We start from the raw sequence: 14,183 nt of genomic DNA, 5'->3' as shown, positions 1-14,183 counted from the left end.
GTATTTCTTTAGTTTTGGCAGGAGCAGTTAGGTAATTGATTGTGGTATACTCTTTGCTGCTAGAAGATGTCGCGATGGACTCTTGTTACCGAAATAAGGTTCGATGGAATCATGACGAAACTGGAACTGCCCCAACAGACCCGATCTAAGCTTCTCGAATTTAGACGGCGACTTTGGACCGTGAAATTAATCGAGGGGATCTCAGCTGCCGTGTTCGGCTTGATACTCTCCTATCTGTTTGTTTTCAGTCTCGATCGTTTCTTCAACACTTCGGCAATAGTGAGAGGAGCGATTCTCATCACGGGCTCGTTAGGATTAGCGGTTTGGTTACCGTGGGTTTGCCACCGATGGATTTGGCGCAGCCGACAATTGGAACAGGTCGCTCGGATGCTCAAGATTACGCAACCACGGCTTGGGGACTATCTGTTAGGGATCGTGGAGCTTGTTAAGACGCAAGACTTTCAAGGTACCAGTGAATCACTATGCCGTGCTGCGTTGGCTCAAGCGGACCGGGAGACGAGCAACAAGGACTTGAGTGACGCAGTCCCGTATCCTCGTCATCGACGATGGATAGGAACAGCGAGCTTGCCGATTGCGATTGCACTTATTGCGTTGTTGGTAGTTCCTGCTGCTGGTTGGAACGCTCTGCAACGTTGGCTGTTACCATGGCGTGCCATCGATCGATACACATTCACGATGTTGGATCCATTGCCTGAGCATTTGGTTGTCCCCGCTGCGGAACCGGTTGAGTTTTCGGCAACGATCGCTTCTACATCGCGGTGGAATCCAGAGCGAGGCGCGGTTTGGCTAGGAAATCAAAAGATTGAATCGGATGCCAAGAGCGGAGCGTTTCAGTTTCGTTTACCACCAATAAGTGCGGCTAGTCAAGCTGAGGTTCGAATTGGCGATGTGTTGCACTCGATTCAGTTAGACCCACAACCCCGTCCCGAGCTCTCGGAGCTGACTGCGTCGATCGAGTTTCCTGATTACTTGCAACGCTCTGAACCATTGCAACGACCGTTGCGAGGTGGTGGTTTGAGCACGGTGGCTGGCAGTCGCGTGACACTCACCGCTGTCGCCACTCGTGACTTGCAAAGGGCTCGCGTTAACGGCAGCGAGGTTAGCGTACAAGGAGCTTCATTAAAGGTGCCTCCCGTGTCGGTAGCCGATTCCCAGACGCTGGAGTTAGTGTGGCATGATTCGCTTGGGTTGTCAGCCAAGACACCGTTGCAAGTAAAGCTGCGATCGGTCGATGATCAAGCACCCTCGATCACTTGTCGCGATCTCGAACAACAACGCGTCCTGATGGAGCGAGATGTGTTGACGTTTACCATCGATGCGTCAGACGATTTTGGTGTTCGACGGATCGGCATGCAATGGCAAGGTAAACCGGCCCCCGGTTCGCCCTCTGTTGCAGCCCAAGGGGAAAAGATCGTCATGGCCGGAGATCCTTACGCAGCCGAGCTGACACAAGTTGTATGCACCTTTTCGCCTGCCACAGAAGGCATCGAACCACAGGCTATTCAGTTGCGATTGTTTGTTGAGGACTACTTGCCGGACCGCGAGCCAGTTTTCTCGCCGACATACACGGTGTTCGTGCTATCGGAGGACGAGCATGCCATTTGGATGACTCGTCGATTGGATGAGTGGTTTAAGCAGGCCCTCGAGGTTTACGAACGCGAGCAGCAACTCTATCAACGCAATAAGGAGCTTAGGGATCTGTCAACTTCGGACTTGGATCGCCCAGAAACGAGGCGTCGAATCGAGGCACAAGCCACGGCGGAATCTGCACAAGCTCGTCAATTGGACGCACTTACGCAGCGTGGTGAGAAATTGGTTCAAGAAGCAGCTCGCAACGAAAACTTCGGAGTCGATCATCTTGAGAAGTTGGCCGACATGATGCAGCAATTGAAAGACATCCATGAAAATAGGATGCCGTCGGTTTCCGATTTGCTCAAACAAGCCGCATCGGCAGCCGTGACGAGCATGGAGAAGGGGAATAAACCTACCGATTCCGAGTCGCCGCAAACATCCGTTTCCGATATCCAGAACAACCCGGGACAAAAGCCATCTGCTGGCGCAGGGGCCAACCAAAAACAGGATGACGCGAGCGAAGCAAAACCTGTGGTCCCTTCGGTCTCGCTCAAAGAATCCAGCATGAACTCTGGGGATAATAGCTCACAAGAGAGCAAGCCACCAGGGCAGTCGAATTCTCCATCGTCGCCGTCGCTACGGTTGCCCAAGGTTTCGTTAGATCCACTCCCCGATAAAGAACCGAGAGGCGAACCTTCGAGTCCGGCGGGAAACCAAATGCAGGCGGCAGTGGCGGCTCAAGAATCGCTCTTGGCCGAATTTCAAAAGGTGGCCGAGGAGTTGCAGAAGCTGATTTCTAATTTGGAGGGAAGCACGTTCGTCAAACGATTGAAAGCCTTATCACGATACGAATTGGTGCTAGCCAACGATGTCAGTCGAACCAGTTTGGGCGGGTTTGGAACAGATGCTGTTGAGGTGGCTGAGTCCACCCGAGCCCGAACCGAATTGCTGGCCGAACGGCAGCGAGCCTACATCAGTACGATTGAGAATATTCTCGAAGACTTATCCGCCTATTTGACACGCAATCCTGACGGAAAGTTTCAGACCGTATACGACGAAATGCAAGAGGTTCGAATCGCGCAGCAGATCGGATTAGTGGCTGATAGATTAGCCAGCAACGAGACCGGGACCTCGGTAGCGCATGCGGAATGGCTTGCAGACACGCTGGATCGTTGGGGCGAGCAGTTGGTAGGTCCTGGTTGTAAAGGAGGCAAATGTCCTGGCGGGCCCAAGGGGAGTTTACCGCCATCGCTCGTACTCGAAGTCATGAAGATCTTGGCAGCGGAAATCGATCTTCGCGAGCAGACTCGAGAGACGGAACAAGCCAGACCGCAGTTGTTGGCATCAAACCTAAATGAACGCGTTTCGAACTTGAAAACAATTCAACAAGCTTTAGTCGAGCGAACCGATGCCGTGATTGAAGCCATTTTAGATTTGCCAGAGGGCGAGTCCGAATTTGCACGCGAGATTCAACAGTTGTCGCAAGCTTCTGCAGCGATGAGCGATGCAGAAAGCTTGTTAGCGAAATCCGAAACGTGTAAGCCGACACTGGCTGCCGAAACCGAGGCGATCGAGTGGCTGTTGCAAGCTCGTCGTCCAGGAAATGGTAGTGGCGGGGGGGGAAGCAATCCTGGCGATGGAAAACGCTCCGGAGGAGACTTTGCAACCTCGGCTCTAGCGCAGTTGGGCAGTTCTGCGGAAAAGAACGGAGCAACGGTGCAACGGGAAAGTTTACAAGCGAGTGGCAAATCAGGTCGCGAACTTCCGGACGAGTTCCGAGACGGCTTGGATCGCTATTTTGAATCCTTAGAAGAGTGATTCATTCAGTGTCGGTGGTTAAGAGATGTCGATTGATTTACTATTTGATGTTATTGGTTTGGGAGTGCGGTCATGTTGAAGTTTATTGGTTTTCGATTGGGTCTGCTGTCCGTAGCGAGTCTAATGCTGATTGTTACTTTGACAGTGAGAGTCGATGCTTGGCAGGACGAGGTTCAAGTTGAGGTTGTCGCATTAGACGATGCTGACGCCGCAGAGCTTGCCCAAGCTCAGATGGCGAATCCCTTTGGCTTTGAACCTAGCAAGATGCTAGCGGCGAAACGATTCCAACTGTCGCAAGCCTTTCAATTGGAGATTGAGCACATCCAACGACTTTGCGAGCCTACCCCACAGCAAATTACAAAGTTGAAAGTCGGGTCTAAAGGTGTTGTCAAAAAACTATCCCAGGAATGGTGGAAAAAGTCAGGTCAGATGTTCGGGCGAATGGGACAAATAGAAGGCAATGATCAAGATTCTCAGGATGAAGACCAACTGGAAGAGGCAATCGTCGAGATTAAGGATGCAAGTGAGATTGATGATCGCATGGCCCAAATGGTGTTGCTTAACGAAATGGGAAACCCGTTTAAGGCCGTCGTACCTACCAAGGAGAAGGTGTGGGCAACTCTCATTGCTAGCGTTTTGACGCCAGAGCAGCAGGGGAAGCTGGCAACTTACCAAGCGGAGCAAGTGAACCAACAGCGGAGTGACATGCTGCAGGCGGTATTGGGTACGATTTGTCGGGAACTCAGACTAGGTGCTGACGAGAAACAAAAGTTGCACGATGCGATCAAGCCTCACTTTGATTCGGCGGAGGTTAGTGGTATCCCCTTTTTCGAAAACTACATGGGTTACTATTTCGCAGCCAAAGTCAGCAACGATGAGCTTGCAAAGTTTCTTTCGCCTGCCCAAATCCAGTCGATGCGAATGATGCTCTGGCCGGCACGCGAGATCGAACGAATGATGGCGATGGAAGATCAATAAGGACGATCGATAACAATGGAATTTCGCTCCCAGGCATTAGGATTTCAGACCATTGGGTTTGCTCATCTGCTTCTTCTATTAAGCATTCCCCAGGGAGGTATCGGTTTTGGTCAAGACACAAAGAATGTTGAGCAGAATCGAGACGATCAGGAGACAATCGTTGATTCCGCAGTTGATCCAGAGAAAGATGCGAAGGACAAAATCGACGCTCATACACCCGAAGGACAACTAGCGATTAAGCGATTCTATTTGAAACAGGTATTTCAAGTTGAGATTGAATTGATTCAGCAACTTTGCAATCCGACTCCAGAACAAGTGATGAAGCTCCGTATCGCATCGAAAGGCGCTGTAAAGAAACTAACAGAAGAGTGGGGGAAGGACAAGGATCTCCTACCTCGAGTTATTGCCGAATCGCAAGAGGGCGATGAAGTAGAACAACTCTCGAACATGGCAGACTTGGAAATCAAAGAGATCGAAGACATCAATGAGATCGATTTATCATGGATCGAGGATGTCGTCTTAGATATCAATGGAAATCCGTTTAAAACCAATCGTCCCCGAGAACATAAGTTCTGGCAGAGTTTGGTGACTACGATTCTGTCGTCTGATCAGAACAACATCATGTCCGCATGTTCAGAGTCGCAAGAATTGAAACGTCGAGAGGAATTGCTTACGTTGTTCATGGGAGCAGTAACGCGAGAACTTCATTTAAATGAAGAACAGCAGAAAAAGTTGCAAGGGGTCTTGCATCCTCATTTTGCCAAAACAGATCTCACCTCATTGACGGTTTTCGAACCCTATCTGAGCTACTGCATTGCATCTAAAGCTACAAAAGAGGAACTTTCCAAGGTACTGTCTCCCGCACAAATGCAATTGTATTTTATCTTTCTGGCGCCAGTGAAAGATTTTGTGGAGCTTGCGCAGGCGGAAGATGAGGAGGTTCAAGGGGAAAGAGAAGATGCAGATGATGGTGTTTAACGATAACCAGCGGAGGAGAACCCCCCGATTCGGTTCCTTTGTCGCCGCTACAGCGTTGTGGCTAGTTTTCGGTGTGGTGTACCAATCGACCGCTTGGTCGCAACTGGAGCAGTTGCAAACCCAAATCCAGGAGGGAACGGGGGTGCCTTCCGAAGTGCGAACGATTTACCAACGTGGCATCGACTACTTGGTGAATGCTCAAAGCGCAGATGGGAGTTGGAATTCGTCGGCCAATTTTCATGGCGACGAAGCCAGTGGGATCGCAGGTCTGGCCGTTATGGCATTTCTCTCGACGGGAGAGGATCCCAATTTCGGTCGCTATGCCAAGAATGTTCGTAGCGCGATTCGCTTTATTATCCAAAGACAGAGTGGTTCAACCGGGTACTACGGAGGAAACATGTACGTTCACGGTTTCGCGATGCTGGCGTTGGCAGAAGCTTACGGAGCAGTGGACGACGATTTGATTTGGGCGGGCGAGACAGATCCTTCGAAACGGAGAACCATTGGGCAGTCGTTAGAATTGGCCGTTCGATTGGCCGTCACCTCGCAGGAGAAGAATCCGTCCAAGGGGTGGCGATATTCCCCAAACGACAATTCGGCGGACACTTCGGTTGTGGGCGCCGTATTGATGGGACTGCTTGCCGCTCGCAATGCCGGTTTCGATGTTCCCGACAAAACCATTGACGGCGCCCTCGACTATATGAAATCGATGACCTCCACTTCTGATGGTGCGGTTGGTTACAGCGGGCTGGGCGGTCTAGGTGGTTCCGATGCGAGAACAGCAATTGCATGCCTAGTTTTCTCCATCGGCAAACGTACCGAATGGGAGGAACGTACCGCCACGCGTCAATACTTGATCGACCGCCTCGAGGGGGGTGGGTCTGGATGGGCTGAGTACGAGCGGTATTACAAAGCTCAAGCACTCTTTCAAGCGGACTATGAATCGTGGCAGCGATGGAATCAGACCACGATTCAAACGTTGCGAAACATGCAGCAAGCTGACGGCCAAATTGGTACCAGTCAACACGGGCCTGTTTATTCCACTTCAATGGCACTACTAGCTCTCGCTCTCAACTATCGCTTCCTCCCCATCTACGAACGCTGATGAATATGTTTCGGGTTATCCAGCTAGCGACAAACTTTATCGCGTTTGCGGTACTCTTTTTCTATTCTGCTGGATTGTTTGCTCAGACGGATGGGAAAGGACTTGCTGGTGACGATTCGAACTCTTTGTCCGATCCTGCAGGTGCATCGACTTGGAAGTCCGGTCCAGCCACGTTGACTTGGACTAATGGTGAAACGTTGCCCGGAAGCTGCATGGGGCTCGACCAAGGAGCACTGTATTGGTTCGCTGATTCGCTGTTTCGCGACCCACTCGAGATCGATCGAAACTTTCTGAAGGAAATATCCTTTCCCGCAGAAGCCGTCGAGACAATCAAAACGGACGTGTCCCCTAAGGATTTCTTGATTCAACTGGTAGACGGCGGTCGTATCTATGGGGAGATTCGGCAACTCGATGCAACGCATTGGACGATTTTCAGTTCTCGACTTGGCGAAGTAAAACTGCGACGCGACTATGTGGCCGCCGTGCAAAACTTGGCCATCGCTGGGCAATGGACTACAGATCGATTTGATTTGAATCAATGGGAAGCGGCAAGGGGGCAGAAACGCTTCTGGCAAGTCAACACGCTGGGTCAGTTACTCAGCACTCGGCGAAATATTCATTTGTACCGCGAAGCAGAACTGCCAGAGACCTCTTTGATCGAAGTCGAACTAAGCTGGACCAAGAAACTTGACATGGTACTCGGGTTAGGTGTACCGACCAACGCAAGAGAAACCGATCAATTGCCAAGATTGGAAACGTGGGATGATTCCTTGGTATTCTCGTTTGGGGATAACTTTGAGATCGTGATGGAGTCGTTCCTTAACAAGGATCGTAAGGTTCGACTGTTGATTTTTTGGGACCAGGTCAAAAAGCGTGTAGCGATCCATGATACATCGGGAAAATTATTGTGCACTGCAGACTTGGATGATTCGAAAACCCGAAACAAGCCGGGGATCTACATCGAGAACAAAACCGGAGACTTGGTCGTGACTGAGTTTCGGGTTCGTCAATCCGAGCCAGGCTTTGACTCCACGCGTTCCTCGTACCAAATAGCAAATGCACCTGCTACCAATGGAAATGTTATCTCGTTTGACGGATTGCACTGGTTGGTAGAGCCAACGAGTTCGATTAGTCCTGCTGGGTCCGGTTCAGATGGGCCCAGTTCAGATCAGCAAAGGTCAACCATTTCGATACCTCATTCCGAGTTCAGCAATGCATTTTCTTTGCAACCTGCAGTGCCGTCGAATGCTTCGATAGCACGAGTGGATTTTCATGACGGCATGCTGATTTCCGGTGAGTTGTTGGGGATCGAGAAAGGCAATGTGCGTCTGGCAACCAAGGCTAGTGAAGAACCGCTCGAGATTCAAATCAACGGGGCTCGGCAAATCACGTTCCCAGCCGTTCCGGAAGTTGCGATTAGCGAAAACTTCACGCACCAATTATTGCATACTTCAGGGAGCATTCGTGGTCGATTGGTGCCTGGCTCGCAAAAAGATAGCGACATAATTCATTGGCAGTTTCCGGGGACAAAAAAAGGGGGGGCTTTTGATTCGGCGGATGCGAAAATCCTTTTGCAAAAGCGTCAAGCAAAGGAGGGAACCGACGAGCAATGGCCCGATACACTCTACTTCTACAATCGGGACAAAATTCCTTGTCGCGTCCTGGGAATTCGTAACGGCATCGTTGAATTTGAGTCCTTCACGCAGAAGACGAGAGTCGCATCCTCGCTTCTCAAGGCGATCGATTTTGGTTCTTCCTTTTCCCAGTCTGAGATAGCACCCAACGACTCAAACTGGATTGTTCCAGAGAAATCCAAAGATGCAGTCGTTGTGAGAGACGAAGAAATCCAACTCAGCGATTCAGCCACTTTGATCCACCCCCGACTAATGCGAGCGGGTGGATTCGAATTCGATTTTGGATGGAAACCAAATACTTATGGCAGCTTGACGCTGCAGGTTTACGGGAGCAACAAGGAGAATCGTGGGAGTACGTTCGATTTTGTCCTGCACTTCTACGATTCGGAGGTTATCGGCACAATCGAAGGTGGGCGAATGCAACAAGTACAGCGCCCTTCTTCCCAGAATGCAAGGATTAGCATTGGTCGTATTGGTGACACTTTAAGAATGCATGTCGATAACAGCCCGATGATGACCTTTAATATTCCGAAGGATGTTTCATTAAAATCAGAGGTAAAGTTGTCCCTTAATAGAGTTAATGAAAACAAGTTTGTCGGCAATCTCTCCAAAGTGATTCTGCTGTCCCCTTCATTGAACGACCCTCTCGCTAGCACAGGTAATAACCAACGGGAGTTGCTGTTGACCATACCGAGGATTCGCAAGAACAATCCACCCCAACACATTCTCCGCGCGGAGAACGGAGACATGGTCCGAGGAGAGTTGATTGAATTGGATGAGAATGCGATCCAGTTCAAAGCTAACCAAGACTTATTGATGATTCCTCGCTCGTTGGTTTCCACTTTGATTTGGCTTCACTACAAACCGGAAGAGTTATCAGCAGTTACCGATTCCTCTAATACGGTGATGGTCGACAGCTCTACGAATGCGAGCTCCGATCTGCCGGCAACGGAGGCTAGCGACGAGCAAGTTGCCAATTTCTACGGTCGGCAAATGGCTCAAGTCCTTGTCTCAGGTGATCGTCGACTGACTTTTGGCTTAACCTCTTGGAAGGACGATCAATTAATTGGATATTCAGAGGCCTTGGGGGAGTGTTCTATTCCCTTGGATCAGATAGAGGAATTGCGATTCGGTTCGTTTGCGACTCAGGCGTTGGATGTTCCCTATTCCGATTGGGTAGCCCGATTGGCTCCAGAACCGCAGATCATGACCGGAGCGGAGGGAGATCAACGCAGCGATATGCTTTTTGGGACGCAATCCTCATTGATCGGTACGGAAATCACGGACCTAAAATTGCCCATGCTCGATGGAGAAACTCTGGAGTTATCCACGTTGCGGGGTAAGGTGGTCGTTTTAGACTTTTGGGCGACTTGGTGTGGTCCATGTATCCGGGCGATGCCTGACTTAATTGCAGCCACCAGTGAGTTCGAAGAAGAGGATGTCGTACTTTTGGCAGTCAATCAGGACGAGGATCCCGCTACGATTAGAGAGTTTTTGCAAGAACGCGAATGGATGGTGCAAGTCGGGTTGGATAACGGCATCCTTTCCCGAAGACTGAAAGTTCAGGCCATTCCTCAAACGGTGATCATCGGACCTGACGGAAAGATCGCGTTTGTGAAAGTCGGCTACACGAGCGACTTAAGGCAATCCTTGCAGCTCGCCATAAAGAGTTTACTCGCCAACTAAACCGACCATCGCCGTACAACCGAAAATTGGAATCCCCCAACTTACCCCATTCTTTCAGGCATCTCACCACGCCAACGAACAGCCAATCCATTCGGCGGAATTTTCGCAGTGCGTGCAGAGTATTAACTGGCGAAGTTGATGAGCGGTTTCTGCGTTGGTGCTCTATGGGTTTGCTAACGGCGCGAGCAACGGTTTGCCAGTTATGACAATGGCAATCGCCACGCAAAAAATCGCTATTGCAAAAAACGCTCGACTGAGGGCTGAAGATGCGAGTACGTTCATGTAGTTCTCTCAACAATATTCCGGCCACGGACCATGTTGCCTAACCAGTTCACACCAAACAACACGATCAACAGAAAGTACAATACTTTGGCGATCGATGTGGTGACCGCCTTAGGCATCCGAGTCAGATGTCACAGGTTGAACTGCTGGCACCCCCTTTGCGAATTCTTTGATTGCCATCTCGCAGAACTTTGGAAGGTCGTCAGGGCTCCTGCTGGTAATGAGTCCCCGATCGCAAACGCATTCTTCGTTAAGCCAAATTCCTCCGGCATTGATAATGTCCGTACGCAGACTTGGCCACGAAGTGAGCCTTCTCGCGTCGACGACGTCGGCTTCGATGAGTAGCCACGGACCATGGCATATTGCGGCAACAGGTTTGTGAGCATCAAAGAAGTATCGCACAAATTTGACGGACTCCGCATCCAACCGCATTGCATCTGGACTGAATACTCCACCTGGCAACACCAATGCATCGTAGTCTTCCATGTTAGCGTTCGATACAAGCACATCTACGAGGAACTCGTCGCCCGGAACATCGTGATGGAACCCACGGATCGTTCCCTCAATCTTGGGAGCAACAAGCTTAACTGTTCCGCCCGCGTTTTTGATCGCTTTCCAAGGTTCTGTTAGCTCGATCTGTTCGAATCCATCGGTTGCGAGAAAAGCGATCGTTTTACCGTAAAGAATTAAGTTTTCCATTTGCGTTGGACTTTGCATTGAAGTTTGATATCGCATTCCATTTTGATGGAAGGCGGTAAATAGTCTGACTTGTCTTTTAACGCAAAAGTGATGCCAAATCCTACCGCACCGAGTCCTGAGTCTGCAAGTTGCGGCCGATCATTTCCGACAGGTTCGCTTGTTGGCATAGCAATTGCTCGATAGGCCAAGATCGACTTTGTTCGAAGAATGAATTTCAATTGGCCCTATTGTCGGGAGAAGAAACATGAAACCGAAGCTTAGTGGTGGCGAAACAACCAAAAGTGAATTGAGTAACGAAGACCCAATTACCGGTCAAGCCGGTGCTCATCCAATGGGAACCGGGCTTGGAGCTGCTTTAGGAGGCGCGTTAACGGGTGCCGTATCGGGAACCGTTGCCGGTCCGATCGGAACGGTAGTCGGAACCATCGCCGGGGGAATAGCAGGCGCGTACGCAGGAAAAGCGATAGCGGAGAACATCGATCCAACGGTCGAGTCAACTTACTGGCGCGATGCGTATGAAGATCGCCCGTACTATTCCGAGGAATATTCCTACGAAGACTACGAACCTGCCTACCGATCGGGTTGGGAATCTTACGATCCGTCGTCGAGCTTGGATTGGAAAGAACGGGAGGAAGATGCCAAGAATCGTTGGGAATCTGAAGGGGGGGCTTCAACCATGACTTGGGACCAAGCCAGATTGGCCGCTGAAGATGCATATGGACGGATCAACGAGCGAGCTGGCAGCAAACCCAGGTAAGTGTGAATGGCCCGAAAACCATTTCGCAGCTACGTAGGGGGCCGATTATACGTTGAGGCCATTTGGTACAAGCAGGAATGGCTAAGAACCAGCGAGCTAAGAACCAGCAAGTAGTGGAATCTTGTTAGAGTTCCGGAGGTGCTATAAACTCCAGGAATTTTAACAGTTTCCACTATCAGAAACAAGATTCTCACTTCACCTGTAATACAACAAAGGTTGGATACTCCGGACGGGTTATCTCGAATAACGCACGTAACGTTGCCACTGAAACGCGAAGTCCCTCTTGAAGTCGTACCCAAAACAATTTGATTGACAAGAGTGCAATATCCGTGCAAAGTCATGGTCGCAAGTTTCCAAGTTGGATCATCGAAGTCTAAATCCGATCCACCCAACCTCGAGATCTAAAGTCTGCAGAAACCGAATTGACGCATTCTTCAAGTATCTCAAGTTCGCCATTGCGAAACTCTTCCAAGTCCCCAGCAGCGGCGTAATCCTCCAATCGCTGTGCAATCTCGACACCTTTTGTCGCATAGAAGGCAGAGACGAGCCCCTTCAAGCTGTGCACGGCGTTTCTGGCTTGAAGCGAGTCATTGTCAGATAGCGCAACCTTCAATTGATCGAGTAAAACTGGAGCGTCTTCAACGAACATGCTTGCCAAATCTTTTAGCAGCTCCTCATTGCCTTCTAGGGACTGAAGAGCGCGAGCAATGTCAATAGGTGACATGGTGGCATTTTTCTCAAACGAGGATAGGAAATAATTCGACCTAGCACTCCGAATCCTTCCAGTAGGGGCAATTTCCGTACCGAACTGATTTCGTTAGATTGAGTCTTGTTTCTCGCCCAACAGGCCTTCCTCCAATTGCTTGCTGACGGATCAAACTAAGCGCAGAGTTGCCAAAACGTACTATTACCAAACGGATTTTAATTGCAGGAACCATAGGAGAATTTTGGCTAACTTTATGGTAATGGTTGAATAAATGCTATGATGCTTCATCTTACTGACTCATAGCGACTAATGGGTTGGCCAATAGTTTCGTGGGAGGGAAATTGCATGCCAAAAGTACTGATTATCGACGATGATCGATCCGTAAGACACACAGTCGAGCGTGGATTGAATGGCTACTGTGGGATCTCCGTAGAATCTGCTGCCGATGGTGACATCGGATTGGAATTGATTGAAACGCACAAGCCGCTTGTCGTTTTGCTGGACGTTTATTTGCCAAATCACAATGGCCTGGAACTGTTTCGCAAGATTCGAGCGATCGACAGAAAGCTGCCAGTCATTTTTATTACCGGGGATACATCGAGCGAAACGGCGATCCAAGCGATGCGAGTAGGCGCGTTCGATTATCTATCGAAGCCTCTGGATATCACTCAGATCAAGAGCCTAACGCTCAGTGCGATCAAGGCTCGCCGCATGATGGACGAACCTGTCGCCTTTCACGTTGGTGATGGGGATTCGTGCAGTGAACGGTTCATCGGTAAATCTAAAGCGATGATCGAAGTGTATAAGTCGATTGGCCGAGTTGCAGCAGAGAACGTAGCAGTCCTAATTCGAGGCGAAAGTGGCTGCGGAAAAGAACTTGTTGCACGTGCTTTAGTGCAACACAGCGATCGGTCAGATAAACCGTTTGTTGCCGTGAACTGTGCAGCCATTCCCGACCAACTTCTAGAGAGCGAGCTTTTCGGCCATGAGAAGGGTGCATTCACAGGTGCGGAGCGACGGCGCATCGGTCGATTTGAGCAGTGCGACGGAGGTACTATCTTCTTGGATGAAATTGGAGACATGTCGACCATTATTCAAGGCAAGGTGCTTCGACTGCTTCAGGAGCAGAAATTTGAGCGAGTTGGTGGCACTGAGATGGTAACAACCAACGTGCGAGTTTTGGCTGCAACCAATCGGCCACTCGAGAACATGGTTAAGGACAATCAATTCCGAGAAGATCTGCTCTACCGATTGAACGGATTCACGATCGACCTTCCTCCGCTGCGAGAGAGGAGAGAAGATATCCCCATACTGCTGGAATATTTTCTGCGTAGGGCGAAATCCGATATGGGAAAAATGGATATTCGAGGAATCGCTTCCGATGCGTATGAGCTGCTTATCAAATATGACTGGCCAGGAAATGTTCGACAACTACAGTCCGCCATACGGCACTCCATGATCAACACGTCCGGCACGGTGATAGGAGTAGAGAACCTGCCCATGTTTGTGTCCGAAATAGCCGCAACAGATACCAATCAAGCAAAGCCTGTGTGTTCGGTTGCAGAGGAGTCTAGTTCTGCTATCGGTCCGGAATGTGGGGACGGTAGACTTGCGATTGAAGTTGCAGACCAAAAGGAAAACAGCATCTGGCCATCAGCAGTTGACGACTTTCAGCTATTCAACTTCATTGATGAACGCTTGGCTGCGGGCTCCACGAACATCTACGCCGAAGCATTGGAACAGATGGAGCGACGACTTTTTGCAAAAGTGCTCGATGTCACGAACGGAAACCAGTCGAAGACTGCGGAGGTTCTTGGGATAACACGCGGCAAGGTCCGCGATCGGATCGCTGCCTTCGGAATTTCATTGGAGCGGACTGTTGTTGTTGGCAAGCAATAGACGCTTTGTAGGCAATCAACGCGAGTTAGAACAGCTTTTGGATACATT

9 protein-coding genes are annotated in these 14,183 nt (G+C 50.0%); 7 read left to right on the top strand and 2 right to left on the bottom strand.

Translation table 11 applies throughout. The annotated features are described in order from the left end of the window. The first annotated feature begins 111 nt into the window (after positions 1–111). The 5 genes from SH449x_RS01170 to SH449x_RS01150 all read left to right on the top strand — a co-directional run bounded on the left by SH449x_RS01170 (position 112) and on the right by SH449x_RS01150 (position 9,792). Positions 112–3,411: a hypothetical protein gene (locus SH449x_RS01170; protein WP_482379488.1), complete on the top strand. Its 3,300-nt coding sequence runs from the start codon at positions 112–114 to the stop codon at positions 3,409–3,411. A 72-nt stretch (positions 3,412–3,483) separates the two neighbouring features. Then, positions 3,484–4,389 carry a hypothetical protein gene (locus tag SH449x_RS01165; protein ID WP_482379487.1) on the top strand — a complete coding sequence of 302 codons (906 nt, stop codon included), beginning with the start codon at positions 3,484–3,486 and terminating at the stop codon, positions 4,387–4,389. Between the two features lie 15 nt (positions 4,390–4,404). Then, positions 4,405–5,367 (top strand): hypothetical protein, encoded by a 963-nt coding sequence (locus SH449x_RS01160; protein WP_482379486.1) that lies wholly within the window; start codon positions 4,405–4,407, stop codon positions 5,365–5,367. Then, positions 5,354–6,472: a prenyltransferase/squalene oxidase repeat-containing protein gene (locus tag SH449x_RS01155; protein WP_482379485.1), complete on the top strand. Its 1,119-nt coding sequence runs from the start codon at positions 5,354–5,356 to the stop codon at positions 6,470–6,472. Before SH449x_RS01160 ends, SH449x_RS01155 begins: the two co-directional genes overlap by 14 nt. Further along, positions 6,472–9,792, top strand: a complete 3,321-nt coding sequence (locus tag SH449x_RS01150) for a TlpA family protein disulfide reductase (RefSeq protein ID WP_482379484.1) — start codon at positions 6,472–6,474, stop codon at positions 9,790–9,792. The genes SH449x_RS01155 and SH449x_RS01150 overlap by 1 nt, the downstream gene beginning before the upstream one ends. 393 nt (positions 9,793–10,185) lie before the next feature. Here SH449x_RS01150 and SH449x_RS01145 read toward each other — a convergent pair whose 3' ends face one another. Beyond that, positions 10,186–10,773 (bottom strand): type 1 glutamine amidotransferase domain-containing protein, encoded by a 588-nt coding sequence (locus SH449x_RS01145; protein WP_482379483.1) that lies wholly within the window; start codon positions 10,771–10,773, stop codon positions 10,186–10,188. A 244-nt stretch (positions 10,774–11,017) separates the two neighbouring features. Here SH449x_RS01145 and SH449x_RS01140 point away from each other — a divergent pair, with 244 nt between their 5' ends. Beyond that, positions 11,018–11,530, top strand: coding sequence for a hypothetical protein (locus SH449x_RS01140; protein WP_482379482.1), 513 nt, complete (start codon positions 11,018–11,020; stop codon positions 11,528–11,530). A gap of 373 nt (positions 11,531–11,903) precedes the next feature. On the opposite strand, the gene SH449x_RS01135 is transcribed toward SH449x_RS01140, so the two are convergent. Beyond that, the gene (locus SH449x_RS01135) at positions 11,904–12,254 is read right to left on the bottom strand and encodes an Hpt domain-containing protein (protein WP_482379481.1); all 351 of its coding nucleotides are present in this window, start codon (positions 12,252–12,254) and stop codon (positions 11,904–11,906) included. A gap of 327 nt (positions 12,255–12,581) precedes the next feature. On the opposite strand from SH449x_RS01135, the gene SH449x_RS01130 reads away from it, so the two are divergent. After that, positions 12,582–14,135, top strand: a complete 1,554-nt coding sequence (locus tag SH449x_RS01130; RefSeq protein ID WP_482379480.1) for a sigma-54-dependent transcriptional regulator — start codon at positions 12,582–12,584, stop codon at positions 14,133–14,135. Positions 14,136–14,183: the final 48 nt, after the last annotated feature.

It is taken from the genome of Brakhagea baltica (assembly GCF_052161605.1).
Lineage (GTDB): Bacteria > Planctomycetota > Planctomycetia > Pirellulales > Pirellulaceae > JBKCUI01.
The sequence above is the reverse complement of the archived record's forward strand: the minus strand, read 5'-3'. Positions and strand labels throughout refer to the sequence as shown.

Excerpts from the sequence above, each read along its gene's own strand:
- SH449x_RS01165 (WP_482379487.1), top strand. The coding sequence starts at position 3,484 with ATGTTGAAGTTTATTGGTTTTCGATTGGGTCTGCTGTCCGTAGCGAGT.
- SH449x_RS01170 (WP_482379488.1), top strand. The coding sequence starts at position 112 with ATGACGAAACTGGAACTGCCCCAACAGACCCGATCTAAGCTTCTCGAA.
- SH449x_RS01155 (WP_482379485.1), top strand. The coding sequence starts at position 5,354 with ATGATGGTGTTTAACGATAACCAGCGGAGGAGAACCCCCCGATTCGGT.
- SH449x_RS01135 (WP_482379481.1), bottom strand. The coding sequence starts at position 12,254 with ATGTCACCTATTGACATTGCTCGCGCTCTTCAGTCCCTAGAAGGCAAT.
- SH449x_RS01140 (WP_482379482.1), top strand. The coding sequence starts at position 11,018 with ATGAAACCGAAGCTTAGTGGTGGCGAAACAACCAAAAGTGAATTGAGT.
- SH449x_RS01145 (WP_482379483.1), bottom strand. The coding sequence starts at position 10,773 with ATGGAAAACTTAATTCTTTACGGTAAAACGATCGCTTTTCTCGCAACC.
- SH449x_RS01160 (WP_482379486.1), top strand. The coding sequence starts at position 4,405 with ATGGAATTTCGCTCCCAGGCATTAGGATTTCAGACCATTGGGTTTGCT.
- SH449x_RS01130 (WP_482379480.1), top strand. The coding sequence starts at position 12,582 with ATGCCAAAAGTACTGATTATCGACGATGATCGATCCGTAAGACACACA.
- SH449x_RS01150 (WP_482379484.1), top strand. The coding sequence starts at position 6,472 with ATGAATATGTTTCGGGTTATCCAGCTAGCGACAAACTTTATCGCGTTT.